This is a genomic window from Paucilactobacillus salsurae, assembly GCF_054784995.1.
Map to the genome: position 1 here is coordinate 1 of NZ_BAAHWX010000020.1, position 14,565 is coordinate 14,565.

Below are 14,565 nucleotides of genomic sequence, written 5' to 3' on the forward strand. Positions count from 1 at the left end.
ATAGCTCTTTTTATTTGTTGCTTTTAGCGAATTGACTTCGCAAATGTTATTTCTCTTAAAATCTACGTTTTAAGAGCCCTGCACATTTGATTCGTCGAAACTTTATTCAGTTTTCAAAGGTCTACTTAGCTGCCAAAAGGCAACTATTAAATCATATCATCGTGAGTAGTGAGTGTCAATAATTAATTTTGAAAATGAATAAATATTCATCATTTTCTAATTTAACTAAGCCCTTACTCTCTCAACTTTTTGACGACTACTTCTTGACGACAACAAATATCATAGCAATAAAAAAAGACTCGGTCAAGACAGAATTTAAAAAATTATTCAAAGAATGGAGCTGTATCTATTTCAACTGTATCAAAAAGAGCCGTAAGCTTTGACACATCAACAAATTCTGCACTTGAATCGCTCTTTAATTTCTGTTCAATTTTTTCCTTTTGATCGTGAATAGAAAAAACAAATAAACTTTGTTTCTTGGTTCCCTTTAACATTGCGAGTTCTTCAAGCCTAAGACAGTCCACTGGTATACCCATATTTCCTTTAAAGAAAGTCAACATTGTTGCTAATGCGGTTTTATTTTCTTCTATATAAGTGGATAAAAATTGATATGGATTTGACTCCTTAACTAAAAAACTACTGTTTTTACCGTCATCAAATAAGATAGTTCCTGATACTTTAGTCAATACACCTATCTCCTTACTCTCTTAAAATATGCCTATTGCCATTAAATAATATTTCAAAACAGATGTAAAGCAACTTACCTATTCATATCGAAATTTGTTTTAACTCTTAAGAAATCATGAAGCCAATTTACAAACTTCAATAATATTGATAAAATCAATCCGGTATTCAATTATTAAAAATAACTCATAAAAAATCTAAGGGGATAACGCCTTGTCTACTTTAATTGATTTTGTTTTACACATCGATGCGCACCTAGTTTCTATTGTCAATGCATTCGGTGATTGGTCCTATCTCATTTTATTTGCCATCATCTTTATTGAAACAGGCGCGGTTATCCTGCCGTTTCTACCAGGTGATTCATTGCTGTTTGCTGCAAGTGCATTGGCAGCTAATGCTCAGTACCATCTTAGTATTGAACTCTTCATCATTTTGTTTCTGATTGCTTGTATCAGTGGCGACTCTTTAAACTTCTTTATTGGCCACAAAGTGGGGAAATCAATCAGCAAGCATCCCCTACTCAATAGGTTAATCGACCAAAATAGTCTTCAACGCGCCGAACTATTTTTCGAAAAACATGGCGCCTCTGCCATCATCTTGGCCCGCTTTATGCCAATCATTAGAACCTTTGCACCATTTGTCTCTGCCGGTTCAGGATTTGCTTACCGTAAATTTCTGCCATATAGTCTTATTGGCTGTTTTTCTTGGGTCTTCATTTGCTGTTTAAGTGGCTTTTTCTTTGGTAACTTGCCTTTTGTCAAAGCACACTTCTCCGCAATCATTTTAGCTATTATCGTAGTAACTCTAATTCCAGCCGTGGTTGGCTTTATTAAATCAAGAATTTCAGGTACCAAAGCCTAACGTTCAATATTTCTTCTCGCGATAATTATCAATATCAATACTTCAATTAGAAACAATCCCACAAAAATAATCACACTTGAAGTAAAAAAGTTTTCTGTTAATACATTGATAATTGGATCGGTATTGGGGTTAAAAATCCAGTCATTATTGTTAAACGTCATTTGATGAAACTTAATAAAGAACTTTTCAAAGTTAATAACCAGTAAAAAGCCAAGCATCAACAGTAAAACCAAAAAATATTGTAGTGGCAATATCAGCTTCCATAACTGATGTTGCCTTTTTTGTTTGACTAATGTGGGAACCACAATTGCCCCAGTCACAATGCAGATCACTTCATTGAATAAAAACATTTTTTTAACATCTAGAAAATGGCTCATGGCCGGCTTACTACTAGGAATGAATTGAAAGTGAAACGATGACTGAAACGGTAGTTGTAAATAAATCAATAAGTGGCGATAATCGCGCATCATTTGAGTTTTGTTCACGCCAGCAATTCTAGCATGTGATAACCAAAACTGAATGGCACTCACATTTAATGTCAGCACAATGCTCAAACTAATTAAAAATAACACCAGCAATAAAAAAATCACTGATGTTTTTATTTTAGTTTTCATCAAATTGCCATTCATCTAATGTTTTCACCTGATATGTTGGGAAAATTTGATCTTTTTCCACGTCTTCTTTTGTTGAAAGTCCTGTATACACCAGTAGTGTATCCATACTGACATTAATACCCGCTTGAATATCTGTGTGAATGTTATCGCCGACCATAATGACCTGACTACGATCTAACTGACATTTTTTTAATGCCATTTCCATAATGATTTTTTCCGGTTTACCGATCATAATAGGTCGTGTTTGTGTGGCATACTCAACCAATTTAACAATTGAACCTGCACCAGGCACCATTCCTTGTTCATTTGGTAAATTGCTATCAGCATTCGTCCCGATAAAGGTGGCGCCATTACGAATCGCTAACACTGCCAGTTGTAATTTATGGTAAGTCACATCTGAATCCAAGCCGACAATCACGTAATTTGGTGCAACTTCATCGAAGAAAAAACCTTTCTTCAGTAAAGCATCTTTCAAACCACTTTCGCCCACAACATACATACTGCGCTTTTTTGTAGCTTTTTCATCCAAGTAATCAGCCGTGGCAAGAGCCGTAGTGTAAACATTCTCAGCGGTTACATTAATGTCATGATTTTGTCTTAAATTATCGGCCACAAACTGCGGTGATCTCGTACTATTATTGGTCACAAACAATAGTTGTTTGTTTTCCTGTTGTAATCTTTTAACAAATCTTGCCGCTGATGCAATTTGATCTTTACCACGATAGGTTGTTCCATCCAGATCCATGAAATATCCTTGATAATTCATTACTGTTGTCTCCATTACTTATGTCGAATGACAAATTTTTTGTTCCTTGAATTTTCATTTACCGTTACTGCTTTTTGATGCTTTCTTTGTTTTACACTTTGGTTTTGTGATTCTTTTTTTTCTTTAATAACAGGCGTCATCTTCTTGGACTCACCTGAATTCGTTGTATGAGAAGTATTTCTCGAGTGTCGACTTGGCTTTTTGGCAGAACTTCGACGCTTTGTATGTCGCTGCTTTGGTACCTGTACATCTAAATTTTGTACGATAAAGTAGGCACAACCAAAATTACAGTCTTCATATAAGTAATCTTGAATATTATCTGATAACAAAAGCTTGGTTGCACTAGGATTCTGTTCATCATAAAAGCCCTTTAACCGCAGCTGATCAAAGCCCCAGTCACCAACAATATAGTCGTATTTACTGAGTACAGTACTAAAGCGTTGACCGAACTTATCGGCATCAAATCCTTGTTTATGCTCCGTTATTAATCGATAAGCATGCCCATTTACGGTGAAATTTTCTTCATCTTGTCTAACGACGGTGAAGATATCAGCGCGTTGCTCTTCTCGTAGGTCAATTAATTCTTGTGTTTTTTCTCTGTTCATTAGCTATCCTTTTCTTCACTATCATAAGGGTAATGGGTCATTAAATAATTGCCATATACATCTCTGAAAAATTTGTTATACATTAATTCATTACTACCAGCGATTTCAATCGTAGGGAAAAACGGAATAAACAAATAATGATCAAGTGTTGCCAACTGGTAACGCTCAAATATGCTAACTGGTGTCCCGTCAAATAATACTTGTTTAGTAGTGGCATCATAATCAATCCCGGCATAGTGGACTTCACCAAATACTTTACCACGAAAGCCCATTCCTTTTAGCGGAAATCGACGTAAAAAATTGCGATTCTTTTCAATTTCACGAACTAACCGAATTAAATCAGCACCACTTAACTCAACTTTCATAACATGCATCGCATGTGGGAGCATTTTGTGCAATTGATTACGATCGATAACACCTTTAGGAAGTCCCGTTAAAAATAGTCCAGTATTCAAAATGGCCGCCTTAGTATCTGTAAATTCTTCTAACGCTTTTAACCCTACATCGATCAGGCGTGAATCAGTTTCAAAATCAACAGATAATGAATGTGGTATTTTGGCGATTTTTTGTTGTGCTAGTAGATTCTCTCCCTGTTGGATGTAACCGGCAATTTGTGTTTGATCTTCTTTTTGTTCCGGCAAGTGTTGTGTCACAACGACACGAGCTTGTGCGGACTTAATTTGACTATTGTCAGTTAATTCAAGATCAATCTTACCGATATACTGGCCATATTTTCCTGCAGCCGCTAACAGTGAATGCCCTACTTTTTTACCGTGTTCGAGTAGATGATGCGTGTGACTGCCGATAATAACGTCAAACTCTGGAAAATGATTAGCAATTTGCTCGTCAACCCCAATTCCCAGATGAGACAATAGTACTAAAACGTCGTATTGTCCCTTATATTTGTCCAGTAGGTAAGGGATAGCTTTAAAAACAGCAATCGGATTCCAACCTTCTAACGGATACGTTAAAATAAATGGCGCCGTGAGCCCCATTACACCAATTCTAGTCTTTTGTGCAGTGGTAATCACCTTAAAATCTGTCGCAAATGATGGTGTTTCATCATTTTTTTGATCTAACAAATTTCCCAAAATAACATCAAAATTAGCATTTTGGTATAACCGTTCCAACTGTTCTTTGGTATTACCTAAGCCCTCATTATTGCCAATCGTCACGCCGTCATATTGCACTTCATTCAAGAGCTGCACGTTTGCTTGGCCGTCTGTAGCTTCAGTCAATGGGTGAACCCGATCCATTGCATCCCCAATATCAAACGTTAACACCGTGTGTGCCGGTTCTTCGAGCGCTTGTTTTTGGCTCGTCAAATAACGCCTAATTTTGGGCCAGTTTTCAAAATGAGAGTGCAAATCATTTGTATGTAAAATTGTAATTTTTTCAGACAACTTGAGTCCTCCCACAGCTATTAATTGTATCCTATAGTAATCTTTTCAACTGGTCAAGATTCCTGGCTAGTGTCGTTTGGCATAATCAACCCATTTGCCTTCGACCATTTCTTCAATCTGAGCAAAAGAAAATGGTGTCCCAAACGCTGGTTTTTGTGCCAAATAGTCAACCTCTGGAGTATCAACACCAACATTAATGTTTTCTTTTGCAGGGACAGCATAATGGTGAATGTGTCCGTGCAAATTAATAATTTGTGGCGCAATACCTAACATCATTGGATAATGCGTCAAATAATATTGGCGATGGTCGTACTTGATTAAGACGCCCACATCATGAAATTCAAATTTTGGTTTACCACCGTATGTGTAATTATTTTGTGCTAAAAATTTAAATAACGCACGATTATCATGATTACCTTTGATTAAGACGAGATGTCCATGTAATTCATTCAAAATTTTCAACACTGCTTCTTCCGATTTACGAGCCGGTTTTGTAAAGTACAGCGCAATATCCCCCAAGTGATACACGGTATCGTCTTCGGTCACCACTTTATTCCAGTTATCAATAATCGTTTGATTCATATCTTCGACAGTTAAAAAAGGTCGCGGAGCAAACTGACTTCGTCCTAATAAATGATCGTGATAAAAATGCGTGTCAGACGTAAAGTATCTCATGTACATGCTCCTCTGTATTTATTTCTTTACTATTAAAAAAAGGTAATCAGTTTAAAACTGATTACCTTCCATTATATCGCACTTATTTATTTTTTAATCGTTCAACATCTCTAGCAATCATTAATTCTTCATCGGTTGGAATTAATAGTGTTTTAATCTTAGCATCGTCTGCTGAGATATCACGTTCTTCACCACGAACGTTGTTCTTTTCAGGGTCAACTTTAATACCAAAGAATGAAAGATTATCGGTAATTTCTTGACGCAAGTTAATATCATTTTCACCAACACCAGCAGTGAAGACAATCGCATCTGCACCGTTCATCTCAGCCAAATATTGGCCCACATAACGGATAACCCGGTTTGACCAAATATCCAAGGCTAATTGTGCGCGGTGATTGGTATCCTTGACTTTTTCCAAGTCACGCATATCGCTTGAAACACCTGAAATGCCAACAAGGCCTGACTTGTGATTTAAAATATCAATCATTTCGTCTGAGCTAATGCCGAGTTTATCTTCAAGCCAAGCAACCATTGATGCATCAATATCACCTGAACGAGTTGCCATTGTTAAACCTGCTAATGGTGTAAAGCCCATTGATGTGTCATATGATTTACCATCTTTAACAGCTGTAATAGAGGCACCTGCGCCTAAGTGTAATGTAATTAATTTTAATTCAGATAATGGCTTACCTAACATTTCAGCTGCACGGCCGGAAATGTAACGGTGACTAGTACCGTGAGCACCATACTTACGAGCACCATATTTTTCGTACCATTCGTAAGGCACACTATACAAGAAGTTTTCTTCAGGCATAGTTGTATGGAAAGAAGTATCAAACACGGCTACAGAAGGGACATCAGGTAAGATTTTACGGAATGCACGGACGCCCATTGCATTGGCTGGGTTGTGTAATGGTGCATAATCAGCCAGTTCATCAATCTTTGCCAAAACATCATCATCAATTAAGACAGAATCTTTGAAATATTCTCCACCGGCCACAATTCGATGACCTATACCAGTAATTTCTGAGAAGTCACTGATGATTTTAAGATCAATTAATTCCTTTAATAAGATATTAACAGCCACTTCGTGATCTTTAACTGGCACTGTTTCATTAAATTTTTGACCGTCACCATACTTGATGGTGACGATGGCATCATCAAAACCGATTTTTTCGATTAAACCTGACGATAAAACCTGTTCTGAAGGAATTTCAAATAGTTTGAACTTTAAAGTAGAACTTCCTGCATTAATTGCGATTGTTTTTGACATTATTTCGATCTCCTTTAAACATTTAAATTTGTTGTAACCCATTCATCAATCTCTTGCATAAATTGAGTAAAAGCTCGCTGATCTTTTAATGATGGAAATTCACCCAACAATACTTTTTTTGCCTGAGCACTGTTACCACCATCACGTTGAATCAATAAAATTGATTTTTGACTTTGTTGATTCGTAAATAAATCAGTTGGTAAATTAATGATGCCTTGTAGATGAGCATGTGACTGAATCCATTCCACAAAATGGTCCGTCTGATTCGTCTGAAAAACATTACTTGGCACCAAGAATACGCCAAAGCCACCTGGCTTCAAATAATTGATTGCCTGTTCAATCAATAAATGATGAACATATGAGTGACCTTTTTTGGCACTAGTTTCGTAGTTTTTGACATTGTCATCTAATGGATAATAGCCAACAGGCAAATCGCTAACCACGATATCACATTGCCCAATGTCTAGCGAATCAATTGCGTCTTGATGATAAAGATCCACCGGTAGTTTTTGGAGTGCTGTTGAAACACTCGCCACTGCAAGTAATGAGTCATCATTATCAATACCATAACCATGTAGTTTTGCTTGGTTGGTTGATGCTAAGTGATTCATGACAGTGGTCAACAAGTTACCTGTACCAACAGCTAAATCAAAAATACTATCAATTTCAGATTTATGAGTTACCTTCTCAATTAAAGAAGCCATCAAAATACCAATTGTATCAGGTGTCATTTGATGATTAGCCTGAATATGATCTTCTTTAATTGCCTTTAACATACATAACTGTATTGCGCTTCTAAACGTTTCCGAATCAATGTTGTCCAAATCAAGTTGCTGATAGATATCATCCAACTGCTGAACTTCAGCGGCGTCAGGTTTACCGTCTTCTACTTGAACCTGTTTATTATCCAGTAAATTTTCACCGGTTTCAATAAACGCATCCAAGTAAGAACTGTCTAACGTTTTTTTTAACACTTCAGTTGATTCATCCAATAATTTAAAAACGGTTTCAACCTTTTCGTGTGCCAGACTTCTCAACTCCCATCACAAATCTTCTGCTCACCCCATTAGTTTACAGATTTTCACAAGCAAATTCAAGAAGTCGCTTTCATAAGAATTAATTTGTAACCACTTTTCAGTTCAATACTAGTCTGACTCTTGGTATGTCGAACGCTACCAGTATTAAAATGGACAACTGGTTGTTCATCTTCACTAAAGTTTTCCATTGTTTGAGCTAATAACTCATTTTGTAATTTTCGGTAGAGTTGATGTTGGGCACTGTAATGTTGATACCTCAAAATACTAAATGTTGTTAGAAATAAAATGACAATTAATACATTCACTAGCACATAACTATTCTGTTTCATTTTCTGGTTCACCTTTTAAAAATTTGACGACGCCATGATACTGCCTTCCATCATCTAATTCAATACTCAGTTCAACTTGTTGAGCAGAAATCTGTCGGGGCTGAAATTTCTTAACATGATCTAATAACGGTAAATAGCCACCACCGTTGCCAATTAACGTTAAATACACTTTTTGATTACCATGTTTTAAATCAAACTGTTTGTGTCGTGTTTTGCTGTGTAGCTTAATCGTATTTTTACCACAATCAATGAGTTCAAATTCATGACTAGGAGATTCTAATTCACGCAAAAATAAGTACCAGTTAATAGTGGCATCTTTAGTCGGTTGCTGTTGTTGAAAACTATGCAAAGTAAAATTAATCACGATGGACACCATAACTGTCACTAGTAGTGCGATCACACATTCTAACAAAGTAAATGCCCGCATTTTATTCATTGCGTTTCACCGTAAATTTAAGGTGCTGATTTTTCAAAATTTGCACTCCCGTTTGATTCACAATAATGTGGTATCCATCTTTTTGTAAATGTTGATTCTGATGATCAATAGCATACTGATCTGAAGCCTCTTTAGCTAGTCTTGCCAATTGTGCTTCTTGTCTTGCATGATTCATCTGACTCACTAACTGAACTTGTGACAGACAAATCCAGACGGCCACCATTGAAATTAAAAATAACGCAACAACACTGTCAGCTAACACAAAAGCTCTATGTTGTTTCCACATAATAATTCCCCCATGCCAGCTGAATTTTCATTTCATAATTTCTCTTGGTTCTAGTTGAATAGAATTTTTGTGTCCCCGCTTTAACATAACCGTTCGCTAACATTTTTAATTTTTTGAATTGAACTACCTGAATTGTTGATGGAATAGTCACGTCGCTGTATTGACTGCGATAATTTTCAATCCATCTAAAACGAATCACGCCGTTGAAATGTTTGATTTCTGTTTCTTGTTGATTATTTTCTGCTCGGACTTTACTAGCCTGCCAATTTTGATCTAGTTGACGCCAAAATTGTTTTTCCTGGTCTGCTTGTGTCATCGCCGTCAATCTAATTGACCCAAAGGAGACTACCACACAAATTAACCCCAAAACAATGACTGATTCAATCAGTGTAAATGCAGCTTGTCTAGTCATTTTTCTGCACAGCATGATCACCAACAATGCTAATATTTTCTTTTTGGGCTTTCGCCACCTGATCTTTAGTCAAATAATCTTGGGCTTGCAGTGTTTCAAAATCAACCTTGCCTTCTCCAGTTTCATTTTGATATAAGTCAATTTGAGTTTGAACAACTGACACCATAGCACTACGGTGAACACCACTGGCATGTTTTCGTTGTGAAGCTAAGTTTGGTAGGACAATTAAAATTAATAAACTAATGATAAAGAGCACAATTGCCATTTCAATGAGCATTTCTAAATATGTTTATTAATATAGAAGAAACTAAAAATAAAAAAGTGAATTCATCATTCTTTGCGTATGTATTATGTAAGGAGGAATTACTATGATTAAACAATTTTATTTTAAAACGAATGGACACTATCATGTACTAGAACAAACTGCACACTGGGTAGCTGTTTTGTGTCACGGCAATGCTATTTACGCCAAAGAATGTGAATCAGTCGATGACGCTGCCGCATTCTTTGAACATCTAAAAGACAATATGCATGAAATACTTACCGAATAACGACAAGGATAAAGGCAACCGCTTGATTGCGGTTGCCTTTCTTTTAATTGTAATATAAATTTTTTAACATTTCCCAAAACGTAATATAAATATTTGTATATCCAAACATTCTGCCAATGTAATAAATTACCACAAAGAATGCAATTGAACCAATTAGATCAAGGATATTCTTTGTCACATTTGAAATAGCGTTACGAGTTCGTCTATGCTGCACATTGATAGCATTTTGCCTATTTTCAGCTTCACGTTGTTGCATTCTTTGAACATAAAGATCATGCCACTTAGGGTCGTTTTGACGTTTTCGCAAAAATTCGTCTGAATGATATGCCATTTCTAATTACTCCTTTTTTGGGATCAGTTCATTTTCAGCCTGTTTTCTTGCCTGTTTTGCTTCCTTTATTGTATCAAATGTTCCTATGTGTGTCCTTTTTTTATTTATAGTAATATCGGCAGAGTAGTGTATTGTTCCGTCCTTATACTTCACTTTCTTAACACCCGTAATACCAGTTGAATTATCAGTGCGAAGTTTACGTTTTTTATCAAGTAAGAACGTTGCTACACCATTAACTCTCTTCGCCTCATATCCTGGCGCAACAGTGTGGTTTCTATCCGCTTTAACGTGCCCACAACTTATTGTATGTCCATTTCTTAAATACTTAGTTGCCACGATAACCTGTTTGCCACAATCACATTGGCAGAGCCAAGCAGTTCTTTTATTCAGCTTTTTAGCTTCTTTTATAACTGTCAAATGGCCAAATGTCTGTCCAATTAAATCAATCTTTCTCATTTATATGCTCCAATTTTTACAAAGTAAACTGACCCTCGTTCGGGGAAACTTCCTGTCAAGCTCCACTCATCAAGCGAATACGCTTGATACTCACCAGTAAATGATTGTTCAAAGCCTTGTATTTGAATATTTTCTCCTGAAATGCGTTGCTCTTCTTTCACTTCTAAACTTGGACCGTTTGGATACTTCTTTTTAAAATCAGCAGTCGACAAATCATCTAAAATTGCAATTCTTGTTTCACCGTCGATTCCACCATTTCGAATTAAGATATCTTCACCATCAATATTAACCTTGATTGCACCAATTTCAGTATTTACAATAGTAAAATGTTCCTTATCTTCTCTGATAGATTTTAACTCACTAACTTCTTTTTCTGTATATTCTTTAACTGCTTGGGGTAGATAGTCACTGAGTGTTCCAGTTCCACTTTCTTTTAGGTTATGACCAGCTATCGAGCGAGCTGCTTTTATAATTTTATCCTTTTTTGTGTTAGTTAAGTCATGACCAATTCTCGGTATCAAAACAAATAATCTAGGATCGGCCTTACCTGTTACAGCCTCCATCCCTAAAGAAGTGACTACTAATGTTGTACCAAACTTTCGATAAGAGCCATTTGGCCATTTGTCTGGGTTCTGTTTGATTGCAGTTCTTACATAAGTATCATTCATGCCCCAAATTTCTGCAGCAGTTTTTGCGTCCATGAAATTTTCTGATGTAATACGAACTGATCTATTATCTATTAAATTTTTGATTTGTTTATCCATTATTATCACGCTTTCTTTTTTTATTTTTATAATAACTCTTTTAAGAGTTATAGGCAACTCTTTTAGGAGTTTAAATGAAAAAATAAAAAAAACTACTCAAATTAATGCAGGCTTAAGTGTACTTCAATTCATCTTTATCATAATCCTTGGGTCGTTGAATGTGCTTATCGTTTGACGGCCATTTCAAGCCTTGAAAACCTCTTAATTTAACAGATAAATTTGTTTTTCTTCTATATAATTTCATGACCGTTTCGAAATACTCCAAATCATCATTCTTTAACGTATGCAATGGAATTGAATGATTATTGTCATACTGACTGTCATCTTCAAAGAAAAAGTTTATCTGCTTAAAAGGTCGAGCATTAACTACAAGGACATGGTATCGGTGTCCACGTAATCTTTTAAATAAAGGTTTAATACGCTCAATAATCAAATCTACTTCATCTTGTGGTTTGATCTCAAACGTAGCCTTCTGGATATACTTCTCCATTGTATACATCTCCCTCTTTAGCAGCAAATACATAAAAAACAAACTGATCATAGCCAATTTCATACATGACCAAATCAACGTATGAATCACTACCTGAGCCAATGAACAATTGACGCAAGTTACCCAGGTTCAATTTATGCTGTTTGTATGCTTCAATCGCTTCATTCATTGTTGACTCCGATCAATAAACGAACTCTTACCTTGTACGTCTGATTCAGGTAACCAACCTGCTCCGGTTCTGATGTAACTTTCAGATTTCGGTTCACCAGTTGACACAAATTTAATTACATTCAAATCTTCAGCTGCTTCCAGTGGGTTGCTATGCTTAATTTCTTTGTTGTTTTTATCGAAGTATTTATATGCCATTTGTCTGCCCCGTTTCGTAGAATTCAAGTTCAATTATACGAACACTCGTTCGATTAATCAAGGCCAAAATAAAAAAGCTTAAATCTAAGATAAAAGATTTAAGCTTTACCATTTTATTGGTGTTAGTTGCTGGGTGTTTGTTGGTATAGTTGCGGGCTTGACACCGAACTACTATTTGTGCTCCTGTAATCGTTTTCGTTTTGAGTAGAATTTGGACTGCTGGACTGAGTTGCGGCATTTGGGAATGAGTATTCCTCAGAGTAATCATCTTTTACGGAATGATTACCCGATGATGGTTTTCCATCTTTACTATGATCAATACCTTTGCTTGATTGCGTCTTACTTGTGCCTACAGTCTGTGTACTGCCTTGATCAGTATTACTATTTTCCTTATCTTTGCTTTTATGATGCTTATGCTTGCTTGATGAGTCGCTGCTTACTGCTGATGTATTGTCATTAGTTGGAGTTGATGAGTCCTGATTCATTGCATAGAGAATGCCACAAAAAATAAACGCAGCTATAATAAAATACCAAAATGTTCTCTTTGGATGTCTCATAAAAAACCATGGGCTATTTGCATATGGATTATTGTTATCTCGATACCCTTTATTTATTCTTGCGTGCCGTCCCCTATATCTTTTCCTCATAATTACATCCCCCGTAAGAATATAATATCATATTATTAACAAAAAAAGCCCCAATCCATTTAGGATTGAGGCTTATTATTGCTATTTGATTAATCTCTGTTAAACATTTAAATAGCGACCCAATGATGTTCCGGTCACTGAATTTTCGATATCTGTTTCAATCGAACTTTGTTACTATAACATGCTTACCAAAAATAAGCAAATCTATGCAATATTTCCAACAAACGCATTTACAATTTTACCGTCTGTATCAAACTCTTTATACAGTAACCGAGTTCCACTTCCTAACGCTTCAATTGTGTTAGCACTCCATGTTCCGTCAGCAGCTACCTTAACATTAATTTCGTTATAACCATCCGGTTTCTGTGCTGTAATTGTGTATCCTGGTTCACCAGTTCCACTCGTTGCCTTATCCTTTGCAACTGGTAAGTTAGCTGTTAATACTGGTATTTTTGTGCCGTCCGTGTACGTGCCACCACACATGATGACGTGATAATCATCTAGCAATCCCAGTTCATATAGTGTGCGTACCACCGCTGCCTGTCGACCAGGGTAATTACCATGTGAGCTCTTTAAAAGATAAACATTATCCCAAACAAACGTGTTTCTGTCTTTCAAAGGATTATCAACATACGAATTTGTGTCAACGTAGGTTTCATCAATTGTGCTTAATGCGTCAATCTGATCAAGAGTTCCATGCGCAACACTCATGATATTAGCGATAATTGGATTGGCCACAGCTTTTGTGTTGTAAACATTAATACTTGATTGATTCCCTGTTGTCATAGCTAATGGAAAATCACCATAGCCTGGATCAACAAACGTTGAGTGTAAGCTGTTATTGAATCGAATAACCCAAGGTTTATTTGACTTATCAACCATGTAACCCGTAATGTATGGAAATGAGTTATCTACTTCATCAGTTTTAGTTGGTAAAACAATATCTAGCACTGCGTCAGTATCAGTTCCAGTGTTCGTGACTGATCCTGTATCGCCAGTGGTTACATTGCCAATTTTGACCGTTGCAGCTTTGCCAGTTTCACCAGTTTGCCCTTGTTCACCAGGATCACCTTTCACTCCAGGAAGTCCCTGTTCACCTTGAACGCCTTGTTCACCAGGATCACCTTTGATACCTTGAGCACCACTGAAGTCACCAATCAACTTTGCTTGGTTTTCAGCTGAGTTCCAAACATAGAGTTTGCTGTTGTTTTCATCTTCAACATTCGTTGAAATGAGGATAAAGTCTCCGTCTGATAATCTCGCACTATCCACGTTTACAATATCATCGACAACTTGTGCAATCGTGAATCCTTTACCAGGTTGTCCCTGGATACCAGGATTGCCTTGAACACCTTGTTTACCAGGCTCACCAGTCTTACCAGTTTCACCTTGCAACCCACGTTCACCTTGTGCACCCTTTAAGCTTGTAAGAAATTCATCAACTGTACCAGTTGGATTGAAGTCAATATTTGAGACAGGTTTTAAGAGACATTCAGAACCGCGTTTACCTTCCACAGCTCAAATAAATCATTAATCGTGATTAATAACTTATTTGAACCATGGAAAGCATTAAATCAGG

Annotated in this window: 23 protein-coding genes; 2 read left to right on the top strand and 21 right to left on the bottom strand. The window is 36.4% G+C overall.

All coding sequences use genetic code 11. The features are described 5' to 3' along the window. Nucleotides 1-323: 323 nt before the first annotated feature. Nucleotides 324-686 carry a hypothetical protein gene (locus ACYVQZ_RS09685; protein ID WP_461241181.1) on the bottom strand — a complete coding sequence of 121 codons (363 nt, stop codon included), beginning with the start codon at nucleotides 684-686 and terminating at the stop codon, nucleotides 324-326. A gap of 211 nt (nucleotides 687-897) precedes the next feature. On the opposite strand from ACYVQZ_RS09685, the gene ACYVQZ_RS09690 reads away from it, so the two are divergent. Beyond that, nucleotides 898-1,545 carry a VTT domain-containing protein gene (locus ACYVQZ_RS09690; protein WP_461241182.1) on the top strand — a complete coding sequence of 216 codons (648 nt, stop codon included), beginning with the start codon at nucleotides 898-900 and terminating at the stop codon, nucleotides 1,543-1,545. Here the strand turns inward: ACYVQZ_RS09690 and ACYVQZ_RS09695 are convergent. From ACYVQZ_RS09695 to ACYVQZ_RS09750, 12 genes are all read right to left on the bottom strand, one after another. Beyond that, nucleotides 1,542-2,174 (bottom strand): TIGR01906 family membrane protein, encoded by a 633-nt coding sequence (locus ACYVQZ_RS09695; RefSeq protein WP_461241183.1) that lies wholly within the window; start codon nucleotides 2,172-2,174, stop codon nucleotides 1,542-1,544. The genes ACYVQZ_RS09690 and ACYVQZ_RS09695 overlap by 4 nt on opposite strands. Beyond that, the gene (locus ACYVQZ_RS09700) at nucleotides 2,149-2,925 is read right to left on the bottom strand and encodes a TIGR01457 family HAD-type hydrolase (protein ID WP_461241184.1); all 777 of its coding nucleotides are present in this window, start codon (nucleotides 2,923-2,925) and stop codon (nucleotides 2,149-2,151) included. The genes ACYVQZ_RS09695 and ACYVQZ_RS09700 overlap by 26 nt, the downstream gene beginning before the upstream one ends. Nucleotides 2,926-2,939: 14 nt before the next feature. Continuing rightward, nucleotides 2,940-3,530 carry a YutD family protein gene (locus ACYVQZ_RS09705; RefSeq protein ID WP_461241185.1) on the bottom strand — a complete coding sequence of 197 codons (591 nt, stop codon included), beginning with the start codon at nucleotides 3,528-3,530 and terminating at the stop codon, nucleotides 2,940-2,942. After that, nucleotides 3,530-4,933 (bottom strand): bifunctional metallophosphatase/5'-nucleotidase, encoded by a 1,404-nt coding sequence (locus ACYVQZ_RS09710; protein WP_461241186.1) that lies wholly within the window; start codon nucleotides 4,931-4,933, stop codon nucleotides 3,530-3,532. Before ACYVQZ_RS09710 ends, ACYVQZ_RS09705 begins: the two co-directional genes overlap by 1 nt. A gap of 66 nt (nucleotides 4,934-4,999) precedes the next feature. Beyond that, the gene (locus ACYVQZ_RS09715; RefSeq protein ID WP_461241187.1) at nucleotides 5,000-5,608 is read right to left on the bottom strand and encodes a metallophosphatase; all 609 of its coding nucleotides are present in this window, start codon (nucleotides 5,606-5,608) and stop codon (nucleotides 5,000-5,002) included. Between the two features lie 82 nt (nucleotides 5,609-5,690). Next, nucleotides 5,691-6,881 carry an acetate/propionate family kinase gene (locus ACYVQZ_RS09720; protein WP_461241188.1) on the bottom strand — a complete coding sequence of 397 codons (1,191 nt, stop codon included), beginning with the start codon at nucleotides 6,879-6,881 and terminating at the stop codon, nucleotides 5,691-5,693. Between the two features lie 14 nt (nucleotides 6,882-6,895). Continuing rightward, nucleotides 6,896-7,918 carry a class I SAM-dependent methyltransferase gene (locus ACYVQZ_RS09725; RefSeq protein ID WP_461241189.1) on the bottom strand — a complete coding sequence of 341 codons (1,023 nt, stop codon included), beginning with the start codon at nucleotides 7,916-7,918 and terminating at the stop codon, nucleotides 6,896-6,898. 56 nt (nucleotides 7,919-7,974) lie between these two features. Further along, entirely contained in the window at nucleotides 7,975-8,247 is a 273-nt protein-coding gene (locus ACYVQZ_RS09730) for a hypothetical protein (RefSeq protein ID WP_461241190.1), read from the bottom strand. Then, nucleotides 8,234-8,683, bottom strand: coding sequence for a competence type IV pilus minor pilin ComGF (locus ACYVQZ_RS09735; RefSeq protein ID WP_461241191.1), 450 nt, complete (start codon nucleotides 8,681-8,683; stop codon nucleotides 8,234-8,236). The genes ACYVQZ_RS09730 and ACYVQZ_RS09735 overlap by 14 nt, the downstream gene beginning before the upstream one ends. Next, entirely contained in the window at nucleotides 8,676-8,969 is a 294-nt protein-coding gene (locus ACYVQZ_RS09740; protein ID WP_461241192.1) for a hypothetical protein, read from the bottom strand. The genes ACYVQZ_RS09735 and ACYVQZ_RS09740 overlap by 8 nt, the downstream gene beginning before the upstream one ends. Continuing rightward, nucleotides 8,953-9,381: a prepilin-type N-terminal cleavage/methylation domain-containing protein gene (locus ACYVQZ_RS09745; RefSeq protein ID WP_461241193.1), complete on the bottom strand. Its 429-nt coding sequence runs from the start codon at nucleotides 9,379-9,381 to the stop codon at nucleotides 8,953-8,955. The genes ACYVQZ_RS09740 and ACYVQZ_RS09745 overlap by 17 nt, the downstream gene beginning before the upstream one ends. Further along, nucleotides 9,374-9,646 carry a competence protein ComGC gene (locus ACYVQZ_RS09750; protein ID WP_461241194.1) on the bottom strand — a complete coding sequence of 91 codons (273 nt, stop codon included), beginning with the start codon at nucleotides 9,644-9,646 and terminating at the stop codon, nucleotides 9,374-9,376. The genes ACYVQZ_RS09745 and ACYVQZ_RS09750 overlap by 8 nt, the downstream gene beginning before the upstream one ends. Nucleotides 9,647-9,749: 103 nt before the next feature. On the opposite strand from ACYVQZ_RS09750, the gene ACYVQZ_RS09755 reads away from it, so the two are divergent. Next, nucleotides 9,750-9,932, top strand: a complete 183-nt coding sequence (locus ACYVQZ_RS09755; protein ID WP_461241195.1) for a hypothetical protein — start codon at nucleotides 9,750-9,752, stop codon at nucleotides 9,930-9,932. A 43-nt stretch (nucleotides 9,933-9,975) separates the two neighbouring features. On the opposite strand, the gene ACYVQZ_RS09760 is transcribed toward ACYVQZ_RS09755, so the two are convergent. The 8 genes from ACYVQZ_RS09760 to ACYVQZ_RS09795 form a co-directional block, all read right to left on the bottom strand. Further along, on the bottom strand, nucleotides 9,976-10,263 hold the full coding sequence (locus ACYVQZ_RS09760; RefSeq protein ID WP_461241196.1) for a hypothetical protein: 288 nt from the start codon (nucleotides 10,261-10,263) through the stop codon (nucleotides 9,976-9,978). Nucleotides 10,264-10,269: 6 nt separating this feature from the next. Beyond that, nucleotides 10,270-10,719 (bottom strand): hypothetical protein, encoded by a 450-nt coding sequence (locus ACYVQZ_RS09765; RefSeq protein ID WP_461241197.1) that lies wholly within the window; start codon nucleotides 10,717-10,719, stop codon nucleotides 10,270-10,272. Then, on the bottom strand, nucleotides 10,716-11,483 hold the full coding sequence (locus ACYVQZ_RS09770) for a helix-turn-helix domain-containing protein (protein ID WP_461241198.1): 768 nt from the start codon (nucleotides 11,481-11,483) through the stop codon (nucleotides 10,716-10,718). The genes ACYVQZ_RS09765 and ACYVQZ_RS09770 overlap by 4 nt, the downstream gene beginning before the upstream one ends. 112 nt (nucleotides 11,484-11,595) lie before the next feature. After that, nucleotides 11,596-11,973: an acetyl-CoA carboxylase gene (locus ACYVQZ_RS09775; RefSeq protein WP_461241199.1), complete on the bottom strand. Its 378-nt coding sequence runs from the start codon at nucleotides 11,971-11,973 to the stop codon at nucleotides 11,596-11,598. Further along, nucleotides 11,942-12,142 (bottom strand): hypothetical protein, encoded by a 201-nt coding sequence (locus ACYVQZ_RS09780; RefSeq protein WP_461241200.1) that lies wholly within the window; start codon nucleotides 12,140-12,142, stop codon nucleotides 11,942-11,944. The genes ACYVQZ_RS09775 and ACYVQZ_RS09780 overlap by 32 nt, the downstream gene beginning before the upstream one ends. Continuing rightward, nucleotides 12,139-12,339: a hypothetical protein gene (locus ACYVQZ_RS09785; RefSeq protein ID WP_461241201.1), complete on the bottom strand. Its 201-nt coding sequence runs from the start codon at nucleotides 12,337-12,339 to the stop codon at nucleotides 12,139-12,141. Before ACYVQZ_RS09785 ends, ACYVQZ_RS09780 begins: the two co-directional genes overlap by 4 nt. A 122-nt stretch (nucleotides 12,340-12,461) precedes the next feature. Continuing rightward, nucleotides 12,462-12,824, bottom strand: coding sequence for a hypothetical protein (locus ACYVQZ_RS09790; RefSeq protein ID WP_461241202.1), 363 nt, complete (start codon nucleotides 12,822-12,824; stop codon nucleotides 12,462-12,464). 366 nt (nucleotides 12,825-13,190) lie between these two features. Next, a complete protein-coding gene (locus tag ACYVQZ_RS09795) occupies nucleotides 13,191-14,501 on the bottom strand; it encodes a collagen-like triple helix repeat-containing protein (RefSeq protein WP_461241203.1) in 1,311 nt (436 codons plus the stop codon). Between the last annotated feature and the right edge of the window lie 64 nt (nucleotides 14,502-14,565).

What these genes read in the sequence shown, in the direction of transcription:
- ACYVQZ_RS09730 (WP_461241190.1), bottom strand. Translation starts at nt 8,247, where the DNA reads ATGAAACAGAATAGTTATGTGCTAGTGAATGTATTAATTGTCATTTTA.
- ACYVQZ_RS09785 (WP_461241201.1), bottom strand. Translation starts at nt 12,339, where the DNA reads ATGGCATATAAATACTTCGATAAAAACAACAAAGAAATTAAGCATAGC.
- ACYVQZ_RS09775 (WP_461241199.1), bottom strand. Translation starts at nt 11,973, where the DNA reads ATGGAGAAGTATATCCAGAAGGCTACGTTTGAGATCAAACCACAAGAT.
- ACYVQZ_RS09745 (WP_461241193.1), bottom strand. Translation starts at nt 9,381, where the DNA reads ATGACTAGACAAGCTGCATTTACACTGATTGAATCAGTCATTGTTTTG.
- ACYVQZ_RS09765 (WP_461241197.1), bottom strand. Translation starts at nt 10,719, where the DNA reads ATGAGAAAGATTGATTTAATTGGACAGACATTTGGCCATTTGACAGTT.
- ACYVQZ_RS09770 (WP_461241198.1), bottom strand. Translation starts at nt 11,483, where the DNA reads ATGGATAAACAAATCAAAAATTTAATAGATAATAGATCAGTTCGTATT.
- ACYVQZ_RS09720 (WP_461241188.1), bottom strand. Translation starts at nt 6,881, where the DNA reads ATGTCAAAAACAATCGCAATTAATGCAGGAAGTTCTACTTTAAAGTTC.
- ACYVQZ_RS09705 (WP_461241185.1), bottom strand. Translation starts at nt 3,530, where the DNA reads ATGAACAGAGAAAAAACACAAGAATTAATTGACCTACGAGAAGAGCAA.
- ACYVQZ_RS09695 (WP_461241183.1), bottom strand. Translation starts at nt 2,174, where the DNA reads ATGAATGGCAATTTGATGAAAACTAAAATAAAAACATCAGTGATTTTT.
- ACYVQZ_RS09760 (WP_461241196.1), bottom strand. Translation starts at nt 10,263, where the DNA reads ATGGCATATCATTCAGACGAATTTTTGCGAAAACGTCAAAACGACCCT.
- ACYVQZ_RS09715 (WP_461241187.1), bottom strand. Translation starts at nt 5,608, where the DNA reads ATGAGATACTTTACGTCTGACACGCATTTTTATCACGATCATTTATTA.
- ACYVQZ_RS09780 (WP_461241200.1), bottom strand. Translation starts at nt 12,142, where the DNA reads ATGAATGAAGCGATTGAAGCATACAAACAGCATAAATTGAACCTGGGT.
- ACYVQZ_RS09735 (WP_461241191.1), bottom strand. Translation starts at nt 8,683, where the DNA reads ATGAATAAAATGCGGGCATTTACTTTGTTAGAATGTGTGATCGCACTA.
- ACYVQZ_RS09790 (WP_461241202.1), bottom strand. Translation starts at nt 12,824, where the DNA reads ATGAATCAGGACTCATCAACTCCAACTAATGACAATACATCAGCAGTA.
- ACYVQZ_RS09755 (WP_461241195.1), top strand. Translation starts at nt 9,750, where the DNA reads ATGATTAAACAATTTTATTTTAAAACGAATGGACACTATCATGTACTA.
- ACYVQZ_RS09740 (WP_461241192.1), bottom strand. Translation starts at nt 8,969, where the DNA reads ATGTGGAAACAACATAGAGCTTTTGTGTTAGCTGACAGTGTTGTTGCG.
- ACYVQZ_RS09700 (WP_461241184.1), bottom strand. Translation starts at nt 2,925, where the DNA reads ATGAATTATCAAGGATATTTCATGGATCTGGATGGAACAACCTATCGT.
- ACYVQZ_RS09750 (WP_461241194.1), bottom strand. Translation starts at nt 9,646, where the DNA reads ATGGCAATTGTGCTCTTTATCATTAGTTTATTAATTTTAATTGTCCTA.